At 68.4% G+C, this 23398-nt stretch carries 22 protein-coding genes and 1 tRNA gene; 9 read left to right on the plus strand and 14 right to left on the minus strand.

The genetic code is table 11. The annotated features are described in order from the left end of the window. Positions 1-76: 76 nt before the first annotated feature. The 5 genes from AOA12_RS09860 to AOA12_RS09880 are packed head-to-tail and all read right to left on the minus strand — an operon-like array spanning position 77 to position 4682. Positions 77-1036: a helix-turn-helix transcriptional regulator gene (locus tag AOA12_RS09860; RefSeq protein WP_054682415.1), complete on the minus strand. Its 960-nt coding sequence runs from the start codon at positions 1034-1036 to the stop codon at positions 77-79. Continuing rightward, complete coding sequence (locus AOA12_RS09865; protein ID WP_054682416.1) at positions 1033-2037, minus strand: helix-turn-helix transcriptional regulator; 1005 nt, start codon at positions 2035-2037, stop codon at positions 1033-1035. The genes AOA12_RS09860 and AOA12_RS09865 overlap by 4 nt, the downstream gene beginning before the upstream one ends. Positions 2038-2046: 9 nt before the next feature. Further along, positions 2047-2994 (minus strand): FKBP-type peptidyl-prolyl cis-trans isomerase, encoded by a 948-nt coding sequence (locus AOA12_RS09870; RefSeq protein WP_054682417.1) that lies wholly within the window; start codon positions 2992-2994, stop codon positions 2047-2049. 9 nt (positions 2995-3003) lie between these two features. Next, complete coding sequence (locus tag AOA12_RS09875; protein WP_054682418.1) at positions 3004-4011, minus strand: tRNA (adenine-N1)-methyltransferase; 1008 nt, start codon at positions 4009-4011, stop codon at positions 3004-3006. Further along, positions 4008-4682 (minus strand): HAD family hydrolase, encoded by a 675-nt coding sequence (locus AOA12_RS09880; RefSeq protein ID WP_054682419.1) that lies wholly within the window; start codon positions 4680-4682, stop codon positions 4008-4010. Before AOA12_RS09880 ends, AOA12_RS09875 begins: the two co-directional genes overlap by 4 nt. 96 nt (positions 4683-4778) lie before the next feature. Here AOA12_RS09880 and AOA12_RS09885 point away from each other — a divergent pair, with 96 nt between their 5' ends. Then, positions 4779-5666 (plus strand): PAC2 family protein, encoded by an 888-nt coding sequence (locus AOA12_RS09885; protein ID WP_054682420.1) that lies wholly within the window; start codon positions 4779-4781, stop codon positions 5664-5666. Here the strand turns inward: AOA12_RS09885 and AOA12_RS09890 are convergent. Both AOA12_RS09890 and AOA12_RS09895 read right to left on the minus strand, forming a co-directional pair. Next, positions 5663-6496: an undecaprenyl-diphosphate phosphatase gene (locus AOA12_RS09890; RefSeq protein ID WP_054682421.1), complete on the minus strand. Its 834-nt coding sequence runs from the start codon at positions 6494-6496 to the stop codon at positions 5663-5665. The genes AOA12_RS09885 and AOA12_RS09890 overlap by 4 nt on opposite strands. Before the next feature lie 9 nt (positions 6497-6505). Continuing rightward, positions 6506-7804, minus strand: coding sequence for a M20/M25/M40 family metallo-hydrolase (locus AOA12_RS09895; protein WP_054682422.1), 1299 nt, complete (start codon positions 7802-7804; stop codon positions 6506-6508). An 89-nt stretch (positions 7805-7893) separates the two neighbouring features. Here AOA12_RS09895 and AOA12_RS09900 point away from each other — a divergent pair. Further along, positions 7894-7978: transfer RNA gene (locus tag AOA12_RS09900), tRNA-Leu, on the plus strand. A 79-nt stretch (positions 7979-8057) separates the two neighbouring features. Here the strand turns inward: AOA12_RS09900 and AOA12_RS09905 are convergent. Both AOA12_RS09905 and AOA12_RS09910 read right to left on the minus strand, forming a co-directional pair. Then, on the minus strand, positions 8058-9326 hold the full coding sequence (locus AOA12_RS09905; RefSeq protein ID WP_054682423.1) for a tyrosine-type recombinase/integrase: 1269 nt from the start codon (positions 9324-9326) through the stop codon (positions 8058-8060). Continuing rightward, positions 9323-9976 (minus strand): helix-turn-helix domain-containing protein, encoded by a 654-nt coding sequence (locus AOA12_RS09910; RefSeq protein ID WP_156366452.1) that lies wholly within the window; start codon positions 9974-9976, stop codon positions 9323-9325. Before AOA12_RS09910 ends, AOA12_RS09905 begins: the two co-directional genes overlap by 4 nt. Before the next feature lie 94 nt (positions 9977-10070). Between AOA12_RS09910 and AOA12_RS09915 the strand changes: the two genes are divergently transcribed. The 3 genes from AOA12_RS09915 (at position 10071) to AOA12_RS09925 (ending at position 11721) form a co-directional block, all read left to right on the plus strand. After that, positions 10071-10292, plus strand: a complete 222-nt coding sequence (locus AOA12_RS09915; protein WP_197281108.1) for a helix-turn-helix domain-containing protein — start codon at positions 10071-10073, stop codon at positions 10290-10292. A 92-nt stretch (positions 10293-10384) separates the two neighbouring features. Beyond that, on the plus strand, positions 10385-10672 hold the full coding sequence (locus AOA12_RS23585) for a hypothetical protein (protein WP_054682425.1): 288 nt from the start codon (positions 10385-10387) through the stop codon (positions 10670-10672). Further along, on the plus strand, positions 10669-11721 hold the full coding sequence (locus AOA12_RS09925) for a zeta toxin family protein (protein WP_054682426.1): 1053 nt from the start codon (positions 10669-10671) through the stop codon (positions 11719-11721). The genes AOA12_RS23585 and AOA12_RS09925 overlap by 4 nt, the downstream gene beginning before the upstream one ends. Positions 11722-11768: 47 nt before the next feature. Here the strand turns inward: AOA12_RS09925 and AOA12_RS09930 are convergent, their stop codons facing one another. The 3 genes from AOA12_RS09930 to arsM are packed head-to-tail and all read right to left on the minus strand — an operon-like array spanning position 11769 to position 14132. Continuing rightward, positions 11769-12173, minus strand: a complete 405-nt coding sequence (locus AOA12_RS09930) for an arsenate reductase ArsC (RefSeq protein ID WP_054682427.1) — start codon at positions 12171-12173, stop codon at positions 11769-11771. Then, complete coding sequence (gene arsB / locus AOA12_RS09935; protein WP_054682428.1) at positions 12170-13282, minus strand: ACR3 family arsenite efflux transporter; 1113 nt, start codon at positions 13280-13282, stop codon at positions 12170-12172. The genes AOA12_RS09930 and arsB overlap by 4 nt, the downstream gene beginning before the upstream one ends. A gap of 25 nt (positions 13283-13307) precedes the next feature. Then, a complete protein-coding gene (gene arsM / locus AOA12_RS09940) occupies positions 13308-14132 on the minus strand; it encodes an arsenite methyltransferase (protein ID WP_054682429.1) in 825 nt (274 codons plus the stop codon). A gap of 87 nt (positions 14133-14219) precedes the next feature. Between arsM and AOA12_RS09945 the strand changes: the two genes are divergently transcribed. Then, positions 14220-14603: an ArsR/SmtB family transcription factor gene (locus AOA12_RS09945; RefSeq protein WP_054682430.1), complete on the plus strand. Its 384-nt coding sequence runs from the start codon at positions 14220-14222 to the stop codon at positions 14601-14603. Positions 14604-14656: 53 nt separating this feature from the next. Here AOA12_RS09945 and mobF read toward each other — a convergent pair whose 3' ends face one another. Further along, positions 14657-18121: a MobF family relaxase gene (gene mobF / locus AOA12_RS09950; RefSeq protein ID WP_231637220.1), complete on the minus strand. Its 3465-nt coding sequence runs from the start codon at positions 18119-18121 to the stop codon at positions 14657-14659. A 205-nt stretch (positions 18122-18326) separates the two neighbouring features. Between mobF and chrA the strand changes: the two genes are divergently transcribed. The 3 genes from chrA (at position 18327) to AOA12_RS09965 (ending at position 22306) form a co-directional block, all read left to right on the plus strand. Further along, positions 18327-19541, plus strand: a complete 1215-nt coding sequence (gene chrA, locus AOA12_RS09955; RefSeq protein ID WP_054682431.1) for a chromate efflux transporter — start codon at positions 18327-18329, stop codon at positions 19539-19541. Between the two features lie 72 nt (positions 19542-19613). Next, positions 19614-21572, plus strand: coding sequence for a heavy metal translocating P-type ATPase (locus tag AOA12_RS09960; RefSeq protein ID WP_054682432.1), 1959 nt, complete (start codon positions 19614-19616; stop codon positions 21570-21572). Between the two features lie 5 nt (positions 21573-21577). Further along, positions 21578-22306, plus strand: coding sequence for a VIT1/CCC1 transporter family protein (locus tag AOA12_RS09965; RefSeq protein ID WP_054682433.1), 729 nt, complete (start codon positions 21578-21580; stop codon positions 22304-22306). Between the two features lie 574 nt (positions 22307-22880). On the opposite strand, the gene AOA12_RS09970 is transcribed toward AOA12_RS09965, so the two are convergent. Beyond that, a complete protein-coding gene (locus AOA12_RS09970; protein ID WP_054682434.1) occupies positions 22881-23372 on the minus strand; it encodes a MarR family winged helix-turn-helix transcriptional regulator in 492 nt (163 codons plus the stop codon). Positions 23373-23398: the final 26 nt, after the last annotated feature.

Raw genomic sequence — 23398 nt, forward strand, 5'->3', positions numbered from 1 at the left:
GTCCCCCAAACGGATGTGATGACCTTCAGTCTAGTCGTCCACGCTATGAACGTGGTGCACGTCTGCACGACGAGCCTCAGCGGTACTGCTCGAGGGCGCGTGCGGCCCAGGAATGCGCGGCGGCGCGCGCCGGGCCGGGGGCGACGATCTCGACCTCGCGGGCGTGTCGCGCGGCCAGGCGGCGGAGGCTGCACGGGTCGGCCACGCGCACGCGCAGCGTGTGGTGGTCGCCGTCGTCGGTCACGACCGCGCCGCGCAGCGCGTCGGTGAGCAGCCGCGCTGCGCGGGCGGCGACGCGCAGCTCGGCGATGATCTCGCCGTCGGAGGGCTCGAAGAGCGCCGGGACGGGCACGTCGCGGTGGGAGATCGGGGTGTCGGTGAGGCGGACGTCGGAGATGCGCTCGACGTGGAAGGTGCGCATCGCCTGACGCAGATGGCACCAGCCCTGCAGGTACCACTGCCCGTCGGCGATGCTGATGCGCGCGGGATCGACCGTGCGCGTCGTGGGCTCGGCATCCGGCGCCTTGTAGGCGAAGCTCACGGCCACGCCGCGCTGCAGCGCCTCGCCGACGACGCGCCGCGCCTCGTCGACCTCGGTCGGCGCGACGATGACGTCGGCGGGGGCCGCCGCGGCGCCGCGGGCGAGCTTGGCGAGCAGGCCCTTGATGACGGGGCCGTCGCCCACGCCGGGCAGGCTCGCGGCGAGCTGCAGCCCGGCGAGCAGGGCGGCCGCCTCTCCCGCGGTGAGCCGCGGGCTCCGCTCGAGACCGACGCTGTTGGTGATCGAGATGAGCCCCTGCTCGTCGAGGAGGTCCCAGTCGATGTCGAAGAGGTCGTTGGCCATCTGCCAGAAGCCGCCGTCGCCGGGCAGTCCGATGACGGTGAGCTTCTCGACCATCTCGCGCATCTGGCCCGGCGAGACGTCGAACGCCTCGGCGGCCTCCTCGAGCGACACCTCGCCGCGCGCGATGAGGTACGGCACGAGCTGCAGGATGAGCGCGGCGCGATCGGTCGCCGGCGACAGCCTCTCGCTCATGCGGCACCTCCCGGCGCGCCGGCATGCGCGGCGAGCACGGCCTCGAGCCGCCGGACCACCTGGTCGCGCAGCTCGACGGGCTCGACGACCCGCACCTCGGGACCGTATGACGCCAGCTCGTCGGCGAACACGTGCACGTCGACGTAGGGCACGCGGATGCCCTGGACCGCCGGCTGGGCGCGGCGGGCGAGCCGCAGGGCGGCCTCCGTGCCCGGCACGACCTCCAGCAGCGCGCGCTGCCGCGCCGCGACCTCTCCGAGCCCCGCGAGCGCGCGCTCCCCCGCGCCGTCGCGCAGCCGGGGGTCGAATCGCGTCCGCGTGAGCCGCACGTCCGACACGACGCGCGAGAGCAGGAAGGTGCGCTCGGCGCGCTGGTCGAGGTCGTTGCCGAAGACGTGCCAGCGCGCGTCGTACTCCACGAGTGCGAGGGGCTGCAGCCGCCGGCGCCGGGCCGCGTGCTCGCCCGCCTTGAGATAGTCGAACTCGACGACGCGACCGAACTCGATCGCCCGCTGCAGCGGCGCGAACGAGGGCTCGCGCAGGCTGATGCGCGGCGAGTAGCCGACGATCGGCGCATCGACGTCGATGCCGAGCGCCTGGATCTTGCGCAGGCCGCTGCGCGCCTGCACCGACAGCGAGCTCTCGCTCCAGACGCCGCCCGCGAGATTGAGCAGCGCGAGCTCGGCCGGCGTGAAGGAGATGTCCTCGGGGAGCTCGTACTCCGCGGTCGGCACGCGATAGCGGGCGTCTCGGAGATCGAGCGGGTCGGCGGCGTCGCCGATGGTCTGCACGGGCACGCCGAGCGCGCGGAGGTTCTCCTTGTCGCGCTCGAACATCTTCTCGAGCGCGTCCTTGGACGCCCCGGCCTCGTGCTGCTCGCGGTAGCCCGAGACCGACGTGAGGATCGCGTCCTTCGTCAGTCCCTGTTCGGTGGCGAGCAGCGCGACGACGAGGTTCACGAGCCGCTCTTCGGGGGCCGTGCGGATCGGTGGGCCTGCCACGCGTGCCTCTCAGTTCTCCGCGGTGTCGATTCCGAGAATGTCGATGACGAAGATCAGCGTCGAGCCGGCCGGGATGCCGGGCAGCTCCCTGTCCTCGTATCCGAGGTCGGGCGGGATGACGACGAGCACCTGCGAGCCGACCGTCTTCCCCTCGAGCGCCTGCGCGAAGCCGGGGACCACGGTGTCGAGCGGGAAGGTCGTCGGCGTGCCGCGTGACCAGGACGAGTCGAAGACCTCGCGCTCGGCCCAGGTGACGCCCGTGTACTGCACGCGCACCGATGCACCGGCCCCGACCGCCTCGCCGTCGCCCTCCTTGAGCACCTCGACCGAGAGCTCCTCGGGCGGGGACGACGAGGGGACGACGATGCCCGGACGTCCGTCGGGCGCGAGGACGACCGACGGGAGGTGCGACGATCCGACGCGCTGGGGCGTGCCGTCGGCGCGCGCGAGGAAGACGTTCTGCAGGTCGATCGCGATGACGGCGGACGAGTCCTCCGTCATCCCGAGGCTCTCCGCGGCCGCGGCCGAGAACCCGCCGGCCGGGGCGGCCGCCACGATCCGCGACCCCGCCGACGCGCACATCAGCATCTCGGCGATGACCGGGTAGTCGGTCTCCCAGTTGGAGACGAAGGTGGGTGCCGCGGCGCCCTGCAGCAGCACCTCGCCGGTCTCGCCGTCGGCGATGGCGATCGTGAACTGCGCCTCCTGGTCGGCGGAGACGACGGCGGGGCCGTCGCCCGCCGTGACGTCGCCGAAGACCGTGCCGACCGCGACGACGCGCTCTGCGAGGGTGACGCTGGGGCGCGAGAACTCCCCCGACACCGTCACGTGGTCGAGCCCGCCGCCGGTGGCCGACGGACGCTCGCAGGCGGGGTCGGCCGAGCCTCCCGCGCTGCAGCCCGTCAGGGCGAGAGCGGACAGGCCGACGACGGCGAGGAGAGCAGGGAACTGGCGCACCGCAACAGTTTACGGCGTGGGCTCGTCCTGCCCGACGGCGCGCCGCGCGCCCTCGGCCGCGCGCTGGGCGTCGCGCACCCGCTTCCGCAGGTTCTTGTCGGTGATCTCGCGGTCGCCGACCGCCCCCGGCGTCCACAGCTCGACGTCTTCGTCGGCGTAGCTCGGCTTCTTCAGCGCGCGCTTGCGCACGTCGGGCGGGATCGCCCCGGGGGCGAGCCGTCGCGCCGTGATGAGGAAGCCCGTGTGCGCGACCATGCGGTGGTCGGGACGCACGGCGAGGCCCTCGACGTGCCAGCCGCGCACCATCGTCTCCGTCGCCTCCGGCTCGGTGAACAGGCCGCTGCCGCGCAGGTTCTCGGCGATGCGGCTCAGCTGCGTCGCGGTCGCCACGTAGCAGAGCACGACGCCGCCCGGCGTGAGGGCGTCGGCGACGACGTCGAGGCACTCCCACGGGGCGAGCATGTCGAGCACGACGCGATCGGCCGACGCGGGGGCCACGGCCGACGGCAGCGCCTCGGCCAGATCGCCCACGACGACCTCCCACGTGTCCGGCCGATGCCCGAGGAAGGTCTCGACGTTCGCCTCGGCGACCTCGGCGAACTCCGACCGGCGCTCGAACGAGACGAGCCGGCCGGCGGCGCCGATCGCACGCAGGAGCCACAGCGAGAGGGCGCCGGAGCCGACGCCGGCCTCCACGACGGTCGCGCCCGGGAAGACGTCGGCCGCGGCGAGGATCTGGGCGGCGTCCTTCGGGTAGACGATCGCCGCGCCGCGCGGCATCGACATCACGAAGTCGCGCAGCAGCGGGCGCAGCGCGAGGTACTCGTGTCCCCCGCTTCCCGTCACGACCGATCCGTCGGGAAGGCCGACGATCGAGGCGTGCCGCAGAACGCCGTGGTGCGTGTGCAGCTCGCCGCCCTCGCGCAGCGTGACGGTGTGCAGGCGGCCCTTGGGGCCGGTCAGCTGCACGCGGTCGCCGTAGCGGAAGGGTCCGCTGGGGCGCAGGTCGATGCTCATGGACGTGTCCTTCTCTCGGCGTGGACGCGGCCGAGGTCGGCCGGGGTGCGGCCCTCCAGCGTCGGCCACAGGGTGTCGGCGCCGGCGTCGTCGAGCGGGACCATGAGCGGCACGCCCACCGTGACCACTCCGGCGGCGACGGCGGCGCGCACGCCCGTGGGCGAGTCCTCGATCGCGACGGCGGCGGCGGGATCGATGCCCAGGGCCGCGCACGCCTGCAGGTACGGGTCGGGATACGGCTTGGGCCGGGTCGCGTCGTCGCCGGCGACGATGACGTCGAAGCTGCCGTCCGGCAGCCTCTCCACCATCGCCTCCGCCATGCTGCGCAGCGACATCGTGACGAGCGCCGTCCGCACGCCCGCCTCGCGCAGCGCGGCGAGCAGCTCGCGCGCCCCCGGGCGGAAGTGCACGCCGCCGTCGCGGAGCGCCGTCGTGACCTCGTCCGTCAGATGCTGAACGATCGCGTCGCGGTCCATCTCGACGCCCACCCTCTGCAGGATGGCGGCCGCGTCGTCGAGCCCCAGCCCGACCATGCCCAGGGCCTGCTCGTGCGTCCACCGCCCGCCGTGACGGGCGACGAGGGCGACCTCGGCGGCCATCCACAGCGGCTCGGTGTCGACGACGGTCCCGTCCATGTCCCAGAGAACGGCGGCAGGCAGCGCGGATGTCACCGGTCCATCGTAGCCAGCGCGCGATGTCCGGCCTGCGCGCACCCGGCGGCGCGTATCGTGGATGCCGATGAGGGGAGTTCTGTGAGCGGGAGTTCTGTGAGCGGACTGGGCGAGCGCGTCCTGGTGGTCGCGTTCGACGGCTGGAACGACGCGGGTGACGCGGCATCGTCGGCGACGGCCCACCTGCGCCGGATGGCGGAGTACGAGCCGATCTTCTCGGCCGATCCGGAGCCGTACTTCGACTACCAGTACACGCGGCCGCAGCTCCGGGTCGGCGACGACGGCGTGCGTCGCATCGCCTGGCCGGAGATCACGGTGTGGCGTCCGCGGAAGACCGACGGGCCGGTGTCGTTCTGGCTGCTCACGGGCGTCGAGCCCGCGCGGGCCTGGCAGCACCTGACCGCCGATCTCATCGACGTCGCGCTCGGCGAGGACATCACGGGCATGGTGACGCTGGGCTCGATGATGTCCGACGTGCCGCACACGCGCCCCATCACGATCTACTCGGGCAGCGACAACGACACGCTGCGCGCGGCGCTCGGCCTCGAGCGGCCCACGTACGAGGGCCCCGTCGGCATCCTCAGCGTCCTCGAGGAGGCCGCCGAAGAGGCGGGCATCCCCTCCGCCTCGCTCTGGGCGAGCGTGCCGCACTACATCGGCGGGCACACGCCGTCGCCGAAGGCGACGCTCGCGCTCCTCGACCGGCTGGCCGAGCTGGCCCGCTCCGACATCGCCCGCGGCGACCTCCCCGCCGAGGCTCTCGCCTGGGAGGCGTCGATCGACGCGGCCGCGGCCGACGACGAGGACATGACGGAGTACATCCGGCAGCTGGAGCGCACCCGCGACACCTGGGACTCGCCCGAGGCCTCGGGCGACGCGATCGCGCAGGAGTTCGAGCGCTACCTCCGTCGTCGCGGCGACGGGCCGGGCGAGCGGGGCCCCGGCGACAAGGGCCCGTCCGGCTGGGACGGGCCGCGGCGCTAGAACGCCTGCAGCACGCCCGTGGCGAGCAGCACCATCAGCAGCACGCCGAGGGCGAGGCGGTAGATCACGAACGGCAGGAAGCTGCCGCGCTTCAGGTAGCGCATGAGGTAGGCGATCACCGCCCAGCCGACGCCGAACGCGACGATCGTCGCGGCGGCCGTCTCGAAGAGCGTGAACACCGCGGCGCCCGGCTCCCGGATCGCCTGCAGCAGCTCGTACAGGCCGCTGCCGAACACGGCGGGGACGGCGAGCAGGAAGGCGACCTCGGCCGCCGCGGGACGGGTGTAGCCGAGGGCGAGGCCCATCGTCGTCGTGGCGCCCGAGCGCGAGACCCCGGGGACCAGCGCGAGCGACTGCGCGACGCCGAGCGCGAGGCCGTGCGAGTAGGTGAGGTCCTTCTCGGTGCGCGTGCGGCGTCCGAACGCGTCGGCGGCCCACAGCAGCAGGCCGAACACGATCAGCACCGTCGCGACGAGCCAGAGATTGCGGAACGTGTCGCGGATGACGTCCTGGAAGAGGAAGCCGAGCACGCCGATCGGCAGCGTGCCGATGATCACGATCCAGCCCATGCGCACGTCGGGGTCGTTCTTCGGCACGCCCCCCGTGAACGAGCGGAACCAGCGGCCGATGATGCGCGTGATGCGCCCCCAGAAGTAGACGAGCACGGCCAGCTCGGTGCCGATCTGCGTGATCGCGGTGAACGTGGCGCCCGGGTCCTGCGCCGAGGGGAGGAACTCGCCGATGATGCGGAGGTGCGCGCTGGAGGAGATGGGCAGGAACTCCGTGAGTCCCTGCACGAGCCCCAGGATGATCGCCTCGATGAGCTGCATGGGTGTCCTTCAGTAGGTACGGATCAGATCGGTCAGCACCCGCTGACCGAACACGAGCGCATCGATCGGCACGCGTTCGTCGACACCGTGGAACATCCCGGTGAAGTCCAGGTCGGCGGGCAGTCGCAACGGTGCGAATCCGTACCCGGCGATGCCGAGGTCGGCCAGCGCCTTGTTGTCGGTGCCGCCGCCCATGAGGTACGGGATGACCGGGATGCCTGGGTCGTGGCGCCCGAGGGCCCCTACCATGGCCTCCACGAGGTCACCTCTGAAGGGTACCTCCAGACCCCGCGCCTGCTGAACGATCTCGATGTCGATGTCGTCGCCCACGATCCGCTGCACCTCGGCGAGCACGCGCTGCTCCTGCCCCGGAAGGGTGCGGATGTCGACGGCCGCGAGCGCCGCGTCCGGGATCACGTTGTGCTTGTACCCCGCGGTCAGCCCCGTCGGGTTGGCCGTCGTGCGCAGCGTCGACCGCACGAACGCCGCCGTCGGCCCGGTCGTCGCGGCGACCGCGTCGGGGTCGCCGGCGTCGACGCCGGAGAGCTCCGCGAGGCCCTCGATCGTGAGCGCGGTCGTGTCGACGAGCTCGATCGGCCATTCCGTGCGCCCCAGCGTCGCGACGGCCTCCGCGAGCCGCGTCACCGCGTTGTCGGGGTGCACGCCGCTGCCGTGCCCGGCGCGGCCCCGGGCGTGCAGGCGCACCCAGACGAGCGCCTTCTCCCCCACCTGCAGCAGGTAGGCGCGGCGGCCGGACACCGAGATCGAGTAGCCGCCGACCTCGCTGATCGCCTCGCCCGCTCCGGCGAACCACTCCGGGCGATCGCGCACGACCAGCATCGAGCCCTCTGCGCCGCCGTTCTCCTCGTCGGCGAAGAACGTCACGACGATGTCGCGTGCGGGCTGCTCGCCGGCGCGCAGGATGTCGGCCACCGACGTGAGGATCATGGCATCCATGTCCTTCATGTCGACGGCGCCGCGGCCCCAGAGCATGCCGTCCCGCACGACGCCCTCGAACGGGTCGACGCTCCACTGCTCCGCGATCGCGGGGACGACGTCGAGGTGGCCGTGCAGCACGAGCGCAGGCTTCGAGCGGTCCCGACCCGGGATGCGCGCCGACACGTTCGTGCGCCGCGGGATCGGCTCGTAGTAGTCGGGGGTCAGCCCGAGGCCCTCCAGATAGGCGCCCACGAACTCCGCGGCCTCGCGCTCGCCGCGGGCGCGCCCCTCGCCCCAGTTGGTCGTGTCGATGCGGATCAGGTCGCGCGCGATGCGCGCGACCTCGGGAAGGTCGTCGTGCGAAGACATGGGTGTCACGCTACCGCGGTCGCCGGTTACTCATTGCCCCGCAGACGTGGTAATGTCATTCCTCGTTGCGCAAGCATCGAAACCACCTCGCGCGGGTGGCGGAATAGGTAGACGCGCTAGCTTGAGGTGCTAGTGCCCGTATAGGGCGTGGGGGTTCAAGTCCCCCCTCGCGCACGAATGGAAAATGGCCTCTGACCTGGGGTTTTGATAACCGGGCCGGGGGTCATTTTCATGCCATGTGCTGAAATATGTGCTAAGCGTTCCCGAGGTGCTGTGCGAAGCGGTCGGCTGCGGCTTTCTGCATCGTCGGGGTGACATGGCTGTAGATGTTCATCGTGGTGGTGATGGTGGAGTGCCCGAGGCGCTCCTGCACCACCTTGGGATGCTCGCCCAGCTCCAGCAGGAGCGTGGCGTGCGTATGGCGAAGCCCCTTGATCGTGACCCGCGGGAGGCTCGGGTGCTGCTTGCTCAGCCACTTCATGCGGCGATCCCAGCGGCTCGTCATCGCGTCGGGTGAGCGCAGCTTCCCGTCATCGTCACCGAAGACATAGGCGTCGGCTTTCGCCAGCTCGAACGACACCTCGGCGCGTGCGACCTTGTACGAGGCGAGCACCTTAAGGGTCGCGGCGTCCACGTCGATCACGCGGGCGTTGCCCGTCTTCGTGGTCTTCGTCTCCGTCCAGTCCTCGGTGTTGACCGCGCGACGGATGCTGACACGACCTGTTCTGGTGTTGATGTCGTTCCACTTCAGCGCGAGGGCTTCGCTGCGTCGCATACCGGTGTAGGCGATGAGCCGCCACAGCGGGAACATCTCGTCTTGCCGGTCGTCGCGGTTCCAGGTGAGGAACGTGTGCAACTGCTCGCCTGTCCAGGTGACGATCTCGGGCTTCTGCGCCCGCACCTCGCTCGATTTCGGCGCGTTGACGGTGCGGCGCTTCTTCGACGGGTTCACCGAGATCAGCCCGTCGTCGATCGCGGCATCGAGGATCGCTCCGAGCACGACATGCACCTTGTGGACGCTGTTGGCTGAGAGGGGCTTGCCCTTGCCATGCTCGTCCTTGCGGCCGTGCTTCTCCAGCTCTCGGTAGTGGGAGCCGATGCGGGTTGCGGTGAGCTTGTCGAGCTTGATCTTGCCGAGATCGGGGGTGATGTGGTTGCGGATGATCTTCCGGTACCCCTTGATCGTGGAGTCCGCCAACCGGAGGCTGTCGGCCCAGTGATCGGCGTAGACGGCGAGGGTGGGCACCTTGCCGAGGAACTTCTCGTTCTTCGCTTTCTTCTTCAATGCCTCGGTGAGGGCGGCCTGGGCTTCTTCGAGGTCGGTGAACCCGCCACGGGTGACTCGCTTCTCGCCCAGCTCGGGCTTCTCGGGGTCGATGAGCACATAGATCTGGAACTTCCACCGCTTGCCCTTGCGGGTCTGGTAGTCGCCCAGCGATCCCTGATGCCGCGACCTGGAACGCCGCTGCTTTTTCTCACCCCCGCCGCGCTCATCGGCACCGGATGGGGTCTTAATGGTCATGACAGGGTGCTCCTTGCTGTCGTCTGTCCGGGCTGGTGGGTCTGGGCGTAGTTGTCGATGTAGTCGGCGGCGTTGAACACGCGCCCCTCGGGATCGAGTTGCACGCCGCGTTCCCGGATCGCCCGCGCTCGCGCCCGCGCTGTCTCCAAGCGCTCCTGGTAGGCGGCAATCGTCTTGGGATGCGCCTGCGGCTTCTCAGGATCGTCCTGACTCGGTGCAGTCATGCCCGCGAGCGTGGTTTCGAGGTAGTGGATGCGGTCGGTGCAGATGACCCATTCCTGCTGCCAGTAGTTGAACAGGCCCTCGTCGGTGAGCACGAGTTCCCCGCGCATCCACCGGTCGATCTCCTCCGGCTCGTAGTCGTCGGGTACGCCGGTGAGCGTCGTCGCCTGCCCTGGCGGGGTCAGGAGCGCGGCGGGGCTGGTGCGCAGCAGGTAGGCGATGACGATGAGGTCGTCCACGTCGACGCGGCGGTCTCCGGCCTCTAGCTTGCTGATCCCCGACGGGGAGAGTTTCCGCCCGGCCTGTGCCATGCCGTCGGAGAGGGTGCGCAAGTCCATGCCGATCGCCTGCCGGGCGGTGCGGATGTTGTTGGCGACGTGCGTGTTCGTGATGCCTGCGGGGTTGCCCCGTACTCGTTCTGTTTCCATGTAAGAAATCTACAACGCGATGCTTGACAGCGCAAGCCCGGTCGTTCTATCTTGGTATGCACCCCGCGCGCGCGTAACTGGAACGGATGGTGTGATGATGCGGCAGAGCACTCTCGACATGGAAGACTTGCGCAGGCGGCGCAGCCTGGTCATCACCCGGAAAGAAGCCGCCGAAGCCCTCGGGGTCGATCCCCGCACGATCACAACGAGCATCAACGAGGGCACGATCCCCTCGGTCAGGCTCGGCCGCCGGGTCGTGATCCCGCGCGAGAAGTTCCTCGCCCTGTTCGCCGATGTCCGCCCCGAGGACGGATGAGACGTTGCCGGGTGTGCCGAATCGGCACCACCGCCCTGGGCACGGTCAGTCGACCGCGGTAAACTCCTAGTAGATGAGGAACGGAGGAGCGCATGAGTGACACGATCCTGACCCAGCCGCCGCAGGCGCGGGCGGACTTCGAGCATGTCTCCGACGCGATGGTCTACGACATCGCTCGGCACACCGCTTCGGTGCTCTCCTCGATCCTCCTCACCCGCAAGAACGACGCCGCCGATGATACTGAGCGCGATCACTGGGCGGCGCGACGCCGCCTGGTCAAGAAGCAGGTCCGGGCACTGGACGCGGACGACCGGGCCGGGCTCATCGCACAAGACGAAGTGTGGCGGCTGGAAAAGCTCGCCCTCACTGGCACCGAGTGACCGAACCGGTCGGCTCCCACGCCTGGCTCGCCCAGGCCTTCGACGCTGACGTTCGCGACGAACTCTTTACCGGGCACGCTCCCGACCAAGCAGCTCCCGTTCTGGTGCTCCTCGGCGGGCAACCGGCGCCGGGAAAGACACGGGCACAGCGAGTGATCCTCCGCGAGCACGCCGCCGATGATCTGGTCGAGATCACCGGAGATGATCTGCGCGAGTACCACCCCGACTATGCGCGCCTGGCCGATCACGCACCATTGGAGATGCCCGCCGCGACCGCCCCCGTCTCGGGCGGCCTCGTCAGCCTGGCCCTGGACCACGCGCTCGCACATCGGTACTCGGTGCTGTTGGAGGGCACGTTCCGCGACGTGGGCATGGTCACCGCCACCGCGACCCGGTTCGCCGAAGCCGGGTACCGGGTCGAGGTCGTCGCGGTGGCGACCCCGGCGGCGGTCTCCCGACTGTCGGCGGAGATGCGTTCCCTCGACGCCGGATACCCGGCCGTGGGTCGCTGGACACCGCCCCAAGCTCACGAAAGCGCGCTGTTGGAGTCGGCGGGCGTTGTGGCCGCGCTCGAAGCGCTCCCGCACGTCCAACGGATGCAGGTGTTCTCCCGCGAACAGCTCCTGTTCGACAACACGCGCACCGACGCCGGGGACTGGGAACGGCCCGCTGAGGCGGCAGCCGTGCTTCGCCGGGAACAGCACCGCCCATTTAGGGTGCGCGAGGCGTTTGACTGGTTGCAGGGCTACGCCGCCGTCTTTGCCAAAGCCCAGGCACGCCCCGGCTACCTCGGACGGGAGACCGCTCCGGCCTACATCGGTCTCCAACGTGACGCGCAGACCATGATTCGCACCCTGAGTCAGACGCCCGGCGCGCCGCTCGGTCAACTGGAACGGGAACAGCGGGCACGGCGGAAGCCTCTGGAACGGGTGCTACCGACCGGGCTACTGCCGCCCCAAAGACGGCTCGCAGCGCCGCCTGAACTGCCAGACTGGCCGGAACACCCTGGCCCGACCAGCCGCCGCGAACCGCCGACCCTCGGACGGTAGGACACCCCATCCGAGAGATGAGCCCTCTGTATAGGCGCGATCTGGTGTCAGGTGAGCTCAGAAACGAGGTCGCGGATGCGGGATGCGATGTCGTCGCGTATAGCACGCACGGCGTCGAGGCCTTGGCCGGCGGGATCGTCGAGCTGCCAGTCCTCGTAGCGTTTGCCGGGGAAGATCGGGCACGTGTCGCCGCAGCCCATCGTGATGACCACATCGGCGGTCTCCACGGCGTCGATGGTGAGCAGCTTCGGACGCTCGGCCGTGATGTCGATGCCGACCTCACGCATCGCCTCCACGACAGCCGGATTGAGGTGATCGGCGGGTTCGGACCCGGCGGAGCGAACCTCGATGCGTCCCGCGGCGATGTGGGTGAGGAAGGCGGCGGCCATCTGGGAGCGTCCGGCGTTATGGACGCAGACGAACAACACGGACGGTATGGCTTCGGCGGTCATCGGGGGCTCGTTTCTGTCTGGTAGGGGTCGGTGTGGAACCAACGGCGTGCAGCCCACAGGGAGACGTAGACGAGACCGACAAGAACGGGCACCTCGATCAGCGGCCCGACCACCCCAGCGAGAGCCTGTCCACTGGTGGCGCCGAACGTGCCGATGGCGACGGCGATGGCGAGCTCGAAGTTGTTGCCCGCCGCGGTGAACGCCAGCGTCGTGGAGCGGGCGTAGCCGAGGCCGATGCCCTTGCCGAGCAAGAGGCCCGCGAACCACATGAGCGCGAAGTACACCAGCAGCGGCAGCGCGATCCGGGCCACATCGAGGGGATTCTGCGTGATCGCCTCGCCCTGGAGGGCGAAGAGCAGCACGATCGTGAGCAGCAGTCCATAGAGTGCCCACGGCCCGATGCGCGGGATGAACTTCTCTTCGTACCATTCGCGGTTGCGGTGCTTCTCGCCGATCCACCGGGTCGCGAACCCCGCGACCAGCGGCACACCAAGGAAGACGAGCACGTTGAGGGCGATCTGCCCCACCGAGACGTCCAAGCCCTGCGTGTCGAGGCCGAGCCAGCCGGGGAGGATCGTGAGGTAGAACCAGCCGAGCACGGAAAACATCACGACCTGGAAGATCGAGTTGATCGCCACCAGCACCGCTGTTGCTTCCCGGTCGCCGCAGGCGAGGTCGTTCCAGATCACGACCATCGCGATGCAGCGTGCGAGGCCGACGATGATGAGGCCGGTGCGGTACTCGGGCAGGTCGGGCAGGAATACCCAGGCGAGGGCGAACATGACCGCGGGGCCGAGCAGCCAGTTCAGCACCAGCGACGACGCCAAGAGCTTCTTGTCGCCGGTGACGGCGGCGATCTTGTCGTAGCGGACTTTCGCCAGCACCGGGTACATCATCACCAGCAGGCCCAGGCCGATCGGCACCGAGATGCCCGCGACCTCCATCCGGGCGAGCACGTCGGCCAGGGCGGGGATGAAGCGTCCGAGGAGGAGGCCGGCGATCATGGTCAGCCCGATCCAGACGGGCAGCCACTTATCCAGCGTCGACAACCGCCGCGTCGCCGCAGCCGCAGGCGCTGGAGTGTTCGTGGTGTTCTGGGGTGCGGGCATCGGGACGCTCTATCTCCTCGTCAGTTCAGTTGGTGGGTTTGGTGGCTCGGATGATCGCGGCGTGCATCCCGTCCGCGGCCTCGTGGGTGAACTTCACGCTCGCATCCGTGAACCCCGCCTTGTCGAGTCCGTCGAGGTACTCGGTCTGGGAGAGGGCTCCGGCGATGCAGCCGACGTAGGAGCCGCGTTCGGCCCGCTGCCCGGGGGTGAGGCGGTCTTCGGCGACGACATCGGAGACCCCGATCCGCCCGCCGGGGGTGAGGACGCGGAACATCTCGGCGAGCACGGCGGGCTTGTCGGTGGAGAGGTTGATGACGCAGTTGGAGATCACCACATCCACCGCCCCGTCCGAAAGCGGCACCTCCTCGATGGTGCCCTTGAGGAACTCGACGTTCTCCGCACCGGCCTCGGTCTTGTTCTTCTCGGCCAGGGCGAGCATCTCGTCAGTCATGTCCACCCCGTAGGCGAACCCGGTCGGCCCAACACGACGGGCAGACAGCAGCACATCGATGCCGCCGCCGGAGCCGAGATCGAGGACGCGTTCACCCTCGTGGAGCTCGGCGACCGCGGTGGGGTTGCCGCAGCCCAGGCTCGCCTCAACAGCTTCGAGGGGCAGACCGGCCGCGGTGGCCTCGTCGTAGAGGCCCGCGCCGAAGCTCCGCTCGGTCGGGGCGCAGCACGAACCCGAATCCGAGCCCGTGCCCTCGGCAGCAGGCACGCTCGAACAGCACGAGGAGACAGGCGTCTCCTCGATCAGGAGGTCGGCGTTGCGGGTGCCGCCGGTGACCGCGGTCGCGGCCTGGGCATAGCGGGCGCGGATCTGTTCGCGCAGCTCGGTGTTCTCGCTCATCATCTACTCCTCGGGATCGTGCATCTCTACGCATTGATACTCTTCGATGTATCGACAGTTGTCAATGCGTGCCGTAGGATCAGGATCATGACGACCTCATTACCGCTGATCGCGACTGATGCCGGAGGATGCTGCGCCCCGGTGACGGGCGGTGTGCTCGCGGTCGAGGACGCGCAGCGGTTGGCGCGGATGTTCAAGGCGCTGGGTGATCCGACCAGGGTCCGGTTGTTGTCGATGATCGCCGCGCAGTCCGACGGGGAGGCGTGCGTGTGCGATCTGACCGAGCCGGTCGGCCTCTCCCAGCCCACCGTCTCCCATCACATGAAGCAGCTCGTCGACGCCGGTCTCGTCACCCGCGAGCAGCGTGGCAAGTGGGCCTACTACGCGATCGTGCCCGAGATCCTGACCATGCTCGCGGCAGCTCTAGACCCGCAGACACTCGGAACCGGAATCCCGGCTTCCTCCTGCTGAGAGACAAGGAACTCTAGTCGAGGACCACCGTCGGTAGCCGCGTTCACGACAGATTAGAAGCTCAGGCCCGGTCCCTCGCGGCGGGGCGTGGTGCGGTGCTCCTGTTCGACATCGTGCAGAAGCGCGCGCTCCCGCTCGACACGCCGCGCCTCGCGCGCGGCCTGCTCAGACTGGCTCTGCTCGATCCTCGCCGTCGCCTCTGCAGGAGTGAGGGTGGCGAGCAGCTCGGCGTCCTCCCTTGCCTGTTTCGCCGCCTGTGCCGCCCGCGCCGCCTGCTGCGCGGGATTGGCGTTGAGGTAGTTCTCTCGATTGCGGTGCACTCTCTCAGTGCCGAACGCGCGCGCGTACGCTGCCAACCGAGCCATCTGCGCCTGCTCGGGCCGACCGACCAGGGCGTCGCGCGCTTCCCGGTGCTCGCGCTCAGCCTCGGTCACGCGGGAGTCGCCGTCGACCAACGGCCCGGTGACGCGCTGCACCCACGCCTCGCTGTTCTCGCTCCACTTCGGCGGGCCGCCCCACTCGTCCGTGAGATGCTGGCGTGCCTGCTGGGCGCGAGCCTGCGCGGTTTCGTGGTCGGTGCGGGCACGACGCTTCCCGAACCACGACACCGCCTGTACTTGATCGGCTGCTCTCTGCTCGGCGGCGTCGGCATCCTGCCAGTCGCTCAGCGCCGCCTCTGCCGCTGATACGACCGGGGCGGCGACCTCGGCACGCACCTCAACGGCCCGCTGCCTTGCCGCCTCCTCGGCCGCGCGTGCCCTTTCCCGGCTAGCCGTCTCGCGTTCGCGGAGGTCGGCGAGGGCGGTGCCGACCTGCTGCCACCATGCCGCCTGCACCTCGGCGGTCTGGGCGCGGTGCATCAGCGCGGCGATCTTCTCGTTGACGAACTTCACCGGCCCGTCGTCGGTCAGCCCAGCTACGGCTTCCGTGGCGCGCCGTGTGGCGGTGGTGAGGCCGCGGTCGGCGCGGTCGCGTGCCATCGCCTCGATGAACTGCGCCCGCGCATCCGCCTCGCTCTCCGCCACCACGTGCAACAGGTTGTGGTCGCGGCCTCGGGTCATGCCGACGTAGACGCTCGCGGCGCTCGTGGCGTCGGTGAGGAGCGTGTGCGCTCCCGTCACGGTTGCGCCCTGGACCCCGTAGGAGGTTGCCGCGTAGGAGAGGTGGGCGTGCTCGGCCACGTATGCGGCGGGTAGGCGGACGGTGTGCTGCTGTTTGCGCCCGTTCCCGTGTTCGCGGACGCGGAGCGCACCGTCGTCCTCGACGTGTTGCACGATCCATTGCTGCCGGTTCGCCACCCCGATACCGGAGTCGTTCTGTCGCGTCTGGATCAGATCACCCGCCCCGATAGCGAGATCATCGCTGCCGTAGACGGTGCGGGTATCGTCGACGACACCCTGAGCGACACGCACCTCGCGGATGGCGGCGTTGACGGTGCGGGCCTCGTCATTCGTGCTCACTGTCACCGCCTCACCATCCTCCCGCTGCCGGGCGACATGGGCGTGCGCGTCCTCGCCGCTGGCGTGGAGCCGTACAAGCCCCTCGGCGTTGAGTCGGTCGAACACATCGCCGGGGTCGGTGCCGTCGCGCATGCGCAAGGTGAGGTCGGCGTAGGCGGGGTCGGTGAAGCGGTGCACCTCGGCCATGTCGAACGTGCGACCCCGAATCTGCGCGGCCATGTCGAGCACCCCGCCACGACCGACCGCGGGAAGCTGCGCACGATCCCCAACGAGCGCGACCGTCGCTTTCGCTTCGGTGGTGATGGTGAGGAGGGCGAGGGCGGTGTCTTGGTCGAGCATCCCGGCCTCGTCCACGATCACCCGCTCACCCCGTGCAAGCCGCGCCTCCATGTTCGGGCCGTTGTAGGTGCGGCCCGTCTCGGGGTCGGTGTCGCCGGGGGTGAGGCGCGTCCAAACACCGTCGTCGTTCCAGCGCCAGCCGTGGGCGTGCACGAGCGCTGCAACACTCGTCGCGGGCACGCCGAGTTCGTCGTGCGCGACCTGCGCGGCACGCAACGTCGGCGCCACGACTCGAGCCGCCCGACCGTGCTGCGCTGCGACCTCGATTGCAGCGCCGAGCATCGTGGTCTTGCCCGCACCGGCCGCACCCTCCACGACCACAAGCGGATCACGCGACGCGACCGCGGCAGCCGCGATCGTCTGCCCGGCGTCCAGACCGTGCGCGTGCGCGGTCTCGTCCAGGTCGGGGTGACGCGGTTCGCGCTTCGGTGCGCACTGGGTGAGGAGGTCGCGCAGCTCGGTCTCGGCCTGCACCACCCGCACGCTCGTGAGGTGCGCAACATGCTCGGGCGTCGGTGCGCCGGGCGGGAGGATCGATAAGCAATCCTCCAACACCAACCCCGTTGCGATACTGACGAACTCGCGTATCTCGGCAGGGGTGGCGTGCACGCCGTAGTCGGTCATGACGCGAGTCGCGTGCTCCTGCACGCTGTGCCGCGTCCACGCCGACCCGCCTGCCGCGCAGCGATCGAGTGCACGACTCGCCACCTCTTGCACGGAGAGGTCATCGAGCGATACCCGTGCACGTGGGGCGGGGCGTTGCAACGTGTCGGGGTCGTAGCCGGCCTCCCGTAACTCCGCGATCCACGCCTGTTCCTCGTGCAGGGTGGTGGTCTTCTTCGCGGGGCGCTCGTGCGCCCACGCTTTCGCCGCGAGGCGGGCGGAGACGACCGGCCCCATCGTCTCGCCCGGATGCGCCGCCTCCCATTCGGCCTCGAACCGTTCCAGATGCTTGCGCACCTGCTCGCCGCGTTTGCTCATCACGGGGTTGAACCGTTCGAGCTCGACCACCTCACCCGTCATGGTGTCGAGGGTGAGGCTGTGCCGGTCGAGCACCTCGGCGAGCTCGGGGTGCGCGGCGATGACGGCGGTGCCGAGGGCACGGATCGCTCCCTGCTGCTTGAACAACGCCGCCGTATCCAAGGCGCGCCATTTCCCGGCCGCTTGCACGCGGGTGCCGATCTGGAAATGGATATGCCGATGCGGATCACCCGCACGGCTCGTGCGGTGCGACACGGCAACCGTCTGCACCTCGCGGGCGGGCACGACCTCCTGCTTCCCGCGAGGGCCGACGCGAGTAACGGAGTGCTGGGCAATCCATCGCCGAATCTCCGCCACGGCATCCTGTTCCGCCAGGTCGAGGGCATCGGAGACCTCCGGGTGGAGTGCGGCGGCGATCGACAAAGACTTGGGGGCGTTGACGACCATCTCCGCGAACCGCGGCGATCCCTGCCGCCCCTGACCAGGCAGTCGCGGCTTTCCCATCGACTCGCCCGTGACCGGGTTCACCCAGTCCACCCATCCGGCGTAGGCCTCCGGGTCGAGCCCGAGAGCAGCGGTGACGTTGCCCTTACTGTCGAGGGTCGTGAACTGCGCGACAGAGGCGTCGTCCCCGAGGTAGTAATCGTCAGCGCGGGAACGGTCAGCTTCGACATAGCGGCGCGCGTCGGCTCCGGTTCTCCGGAACAGGATCACGCCGCCATGCATGAGGACCACCACCTGATGTTTCTAATACAGAAACTGTGTTACCTACCACGGTAGCATACGTTCATTCAGAAGTCAGCAGAGCGATCTTAGAATCGCACTGTGCGACACGGAAGGTTCGCGTAAGTCGGTGACGGCTTCTGAGCCGCGAGTGAACACTGCGTGAATGCAGCGCGGCGAGTAGCGCCAGTCCCGGATGGTGCCCCATTCTGAGTAAGAAATGTTATCCGCAGAAGGTGGCCGTCGAACCGACTTTGGCGCGCCATTGCTGGTCCTTCTGGTGTTCTTGAGGTTAGGGTGCACGTCGTTCGGTGGCCCGGTCGCTCATCTTGGATATTTTCGAGCAGAGTTCGTCGAGCGACGCAGATGGCTGGGTGATCGCGCGTATGCGGATCTTGTCGCATTGTGCCAGTTTCTTCCCGGCCCGGCATCAAGCCAGGTCGGCATGGCGATCGGTTTGCAGAGAGCTGGAATACTCGGTCTTGTCGCGGCATGGCTCGGGTTCACACTGCCATCTGCGGTATTGCTGTTCGGGTTCGCGCTCGGCGTATCGACCCTTGGCGACGTATCGCAGGCTGGATGGGTGCTGGGCCTGAAGGCTGCGGCGGTCGCGGTCGTGGGTCATGCTGTGCTCGGGATGGCAAAGTCACTCACGCCTGATGCGCGACGAGCGACGATTGCTGTCGGGGTGCTCACTGTCGTGCTGCTCGTACCCGGCCCGCTGACGATGTTCGGCGCGATGGCCTTGGCCGGGATCGCGGGGTTCTTCGTCTGTCGATCCCCGAGCACGACCGAGAACGATGAACCGCGTTTCCGGGTGCGCCTGCGGCCCGCAGTCGGATGGTTGAGCCTGGCTGTGTTCGTCATGCTGCTCGCAGGGTTGCCGATTTTTGCTGTGTTCACCGGCAACGCCACGGTAGGCCTGATTGACACCTTCTATCGTGCGGGGTCGTTCGTGTTCGGCGGCGGGCATGTCGTGCTCCCGCTTTTGCAGGCTGAGACAGTGCAGACTGGACTGGTGGAGCCGGGTGCGTTCCTCGCGGGGTATGGTGCCGCGCAGGCGGTGCCAGGGCCGCTGTTCACCTTCGCCGCGTTTCTCGGAGCGGTCACCACGGGCGGCCCGAGTGGGCTGCTCGGCGCATCCATTGCGCTGCTCGCGATCTTTCTGCCGTCTGCGCTGCTCGTGATGGCGGTGCTGCCCTTCTGGGAGCGGTTGCGTCGTGCGCCGAGAGTGCAGCGTGTGCTGACGGGCGTGAACTCCGGAGTCGTCGGGCTGCTCGCCGCCGCGCTGTACGACCCCGTATTCACCGCGGGTGTCACGAACGCCGCATCACTCGTCGTCGCGGCACTCGCGTTTGTCGCACTCACGTCCTGGAAAACACCGGCATGGGCGGTAGTGCTCGGGGCCGCAGGAGCCGGGGCATTGCTGCTCTGAACGCGCTACGCGGATACTCAAGCGAGGCTGGCCTACAATGCGAGAAGCGTGCCCGCCTGGGAGGATTGAAGCATGAGCCGTTTTTCATCTCTGGTCAGGGCATATCCACTCGTGATCGCAACACTGTTGGTGGCTATGATCGGGTTGGTTCTTTTAGCGACTCCGGCCATTGAGTCGGCCAGCTGGATTGTGGGTGCGTATGCGCTCGTGATTGCCGGGTGGGAGGCGGTCGGGATGATCCGGCAGCTCATCCGAGGGCACGCCGGGCTCGACATTCTTGCGGTGACGGCAATCACCGCTGCAGTGCTCGTTGGGGAGCCGTGGGCGGCGCTCGTGGTGGTGCTGATGCTCACCGGCGGGGCGGCCCTCGAAGATTACGCTGAGAACCGTTCGAAGCGGGAACTGACCGCGCTGCTGCGTAAGGCACCCCAGCAGGCCACGCGCATCCTCGCCCCAAGCGCACCCGGCGCGGACATGCACGGGCATACTGCCGAGGTCACGACCGAGGACATACCGGTCGAAGAAGTCGAGGTGGGTGATCTGTTGTTGGTGCGGCCGGGTGCACTCGTGCCTGTGGACTCGATCCTCGTCTCCGAGCACGCCGTGTTCGATGAGTCGTCATTGACCGGTGAAAGTCTGCCCGTTGAGCGTGACGCGGGAGAGAAAGTGTCGAGCGGTGCCGTGAATGGACAAGCCGCAGTCACCATGCGGGCTGCGGCTCCGGCCGCCGAGAGCGAGTATCAGCAGATTGTTCGGCTCGTCGAACAAGCCGCGGGGAGCAAAGCCAAAGTCGTGCGGCTCGCAGATCGGTACGCGGTGCCGTTCACAGTGCTCGCGCTCGTGATCGCCGGGATCGCGTGGGCGGTCAGTGGAGAGGCTGTCCGGTTTGCCGAGGTGCTGGTGGTGGCGACCCCATGCCCGCTGCTGATCGCCGCGCCGGTCGCGTTTCTCGGTGGCATGAGCCGTGCCGCGAGGTTCGGGCTGATCGTCAAGGGCGGCGGCACCCTCGAACAGCTTTCACGAGCCCGCTCGGCGGCATTCGATAAGACCGGCACCATCACTACCGGCAAGCCAGTGCTCGAACGCCTTCTGCCAGCCGACCGCGCCAGCGAAGACGAGCTGCTGCGTTTCGCAGCCTCAGCGGAGGTGTACTCCTCTCACGTGCTTGCGGACTCCGTCGTGCAGGCCGCGAAACAGCACGGCTTGTCGCTCGTCGAAGCCGAACATGCCGAGGAGATCGCGACAAACGGAGTCGCGGCTGTGTTCCGCACTCCTGACGCACCTGAGGCAGTGACGGTTCGTGTCGGCAAGCCCTCCTGGGTGCGCCACTCCGCGCCGGACCTCGTGCTGGCAGACCTTGCTCCAGGGGAACTCGCAATCTACGTCTCAGTCGATGGCCGTTTCGCCGGAGCCATCGTCATGCGCGACCAAGTGCGCGAAGAAGCAGCCCAGGCTCTCCGTCAGCTGAGCGCACTCGGTATCGAGCGTACGCTCATGGTCACCGGAGACGTTGCAGCCACCGCCGAACCCATCGCGCGGCGCCTTGGAATCAGCGAGGTGCACGCGGAGTGCCGCCCCGGCGACAAAGTTCGCATTGTCAGTAGCGTGCAGCCCCGCCCGCTCATCATGGTCGGTGACGGCCTCAACGATGCCCCGGTGCTCGCTGCTGCGGATATTGGCTTCGCAATGGGGGCGCGCGGTGCAACCGCAGCATCGGAGTCTGCGGACATCGTGAACCGCTACGACACGCTCTCGGCCCTGCCGCGCGCGGTGAGCATCGGCAAGGACACCGTGCGGATCGCACTGCAAAGCATCTGGCTCGGCATCATCATCAGCGTCGGCCTCATGCTCATCGCCGCCTTCGGGTTCCTCCCAGCACTCCTCGGCGCGTGGCTGCAAGAAGTCGTTGACCTGGTGGCCATCCTCGGCGCACTCCGTGCAGTCGGCCCACGATCTGAGCGAATCACACGATCATCACCAGTCGCATCGACGGAACAACTTCACTTCAGCACGACCCAAGACAGGAAATGAACAATATGGCATCCGACTCAAGCACCACGCCGCATCCCGGCGAAGCCCACCTGCAGAACGTGGGCCAACGTTTGAACTGGCTACGTGCAGGGGTGCTCGGCGCAAACGACGGCATCGTCTCTACCGCGGGTGTTGTCGTCGGTGTCGCTGCCGCTACACCAAACAACGTACTGGCAATCGCGACGGCCGGTATCGCCGCCGTAGTTGCCGGGGCGTTCTCAATGGCTGGCGGAGAGTATGTTTCGGTGAGCACCCAACGCGACACAGAGAAAGCGCTCATCGCAAAAGAACGGTGGGAGCTCGAAACCATGCCCGAGGAGGAGCTTGAAGAACTCACCGAGCTCTATCGACAGCGGGGCCTCTCAGATGACCTCGCACATCAGGTCGCGGTGCAGCTTACCGAGACGGACGCTCTCGCCGCTCACGCAGAGGTCGAACTCGGAATCGACCATGAAGAGTTCACAAGCCCGTGGGCAGCCGCCGTGTCATCGTTCATTGCGTTCGCCGTTGGAGCGCTGATCCCACTCATCATGATCTTGCTCCCCGTCGGCGGACACCGAGTTTGGATCGCAGCCATCGCAGTTGTGATCGGCCTCTTCCTCACCGGTTGGATCAGCGCTGCGCTCGGTGGCGCGCCGCGCGGTCGCGCAATTCTCCGGAACGTGGTCATGGGCTCAGCGACCATGATCGCCACATACGCCATTGGGGCACTCTTTGGCGTGGCCATCGGATAGGCCGCTTCTCGTGATCCGGCCCGATTTCATGTGCTAACTCATGTGCTACCGACGCTGCTAGGTTGTGAATCGCGGTGCAGTTATCCACAGGTGGGCCTCGCAGAAACCGCGGAATCATGCGGCAGAACGCCGATTCACGATTTCGTGTGCGAGGGGGAACGGATCAGTTCAAGTCCCCCCTCGCGCACAGCATGAGAATAGCCTCTGATCTGGGATTTTAATTCCAGATCAGAGGCTATTTCCTGTCGAAGTGCGAGAAGAAGTGCTCAGCGTTGCCGAGGTGGGCTGCGAAGGGATGTTCCGCCGTGACGTCTCGGTCTGCCCACGCCAGTGCCACACGAGGCCCTTGACGGTGAGCGGTGCGTACCCGTTCAGCCGTGCCCGGATCTCCTCATCGAGATACTGGCCCTCGGGCACGCCGGTAGGGTCCGGGCGTCCTCGGGCGGGGTCAGCAGCGCGGCGGGCGTCGTCTCCAGGACGTAGGCGAGCACCGTGTCGTTGAACATGGTGATGCCGGCAATGCGTGTGTCACGCTCACGGCTCTCCTTGCTGCTACGGACAAAGGGAGCGGGGACTACTCGCGGGTCTCGTTGAGGGCGTCGCGCACCGCCGCGAGGGCTGTCATTAGCTCTGCGCGCTGGGACGGACTCAGGGTGCGGGTGGTGCGGCGTTCGAGTTCGTGCCAGGCGGCCAGGGCGCGAGGAACGGCGGCGCGTCCCTTCTTGGTGAGTCGGACGTTCATGGCGCGCTTGTCCGAAGGCGATGGCGTGCGTGTGACGAGTTCGGCGCGTTCCATCGCCTGGAGGGTCGCGGTGACGGTGGAGCGGTCACGGCCCATGTAGTGGACCAGTTCGGTCTGCGGCACCGGGCCGTGGGCGTCGAGGTAGAGCAGGACGATCTCGTGCGGAGACGCGACGCCGGCCTCGTTCAGCAGTTCGGTGCCCACTCGTGCGTGGGCGCGGACAACCTGCAACAGCAGTGACCCGACCGGCGCGCCCTCGATGGTGGTGCCGACGTGCCGGGGCGGTGAGGCGTCCTTGTCGCGGTCATCTGCGGGGCTTGTCATGTGTGACAGGATAGCGAGACTGTTGG

Source organism: Microbacterium sp. No. 7, assembly GCF_001314225.1.
Lineage (GTDB): Bacteria > Actinomycetota > Actinomycetes > Actinomycetales > Microbacteriaceae > Microbacterium.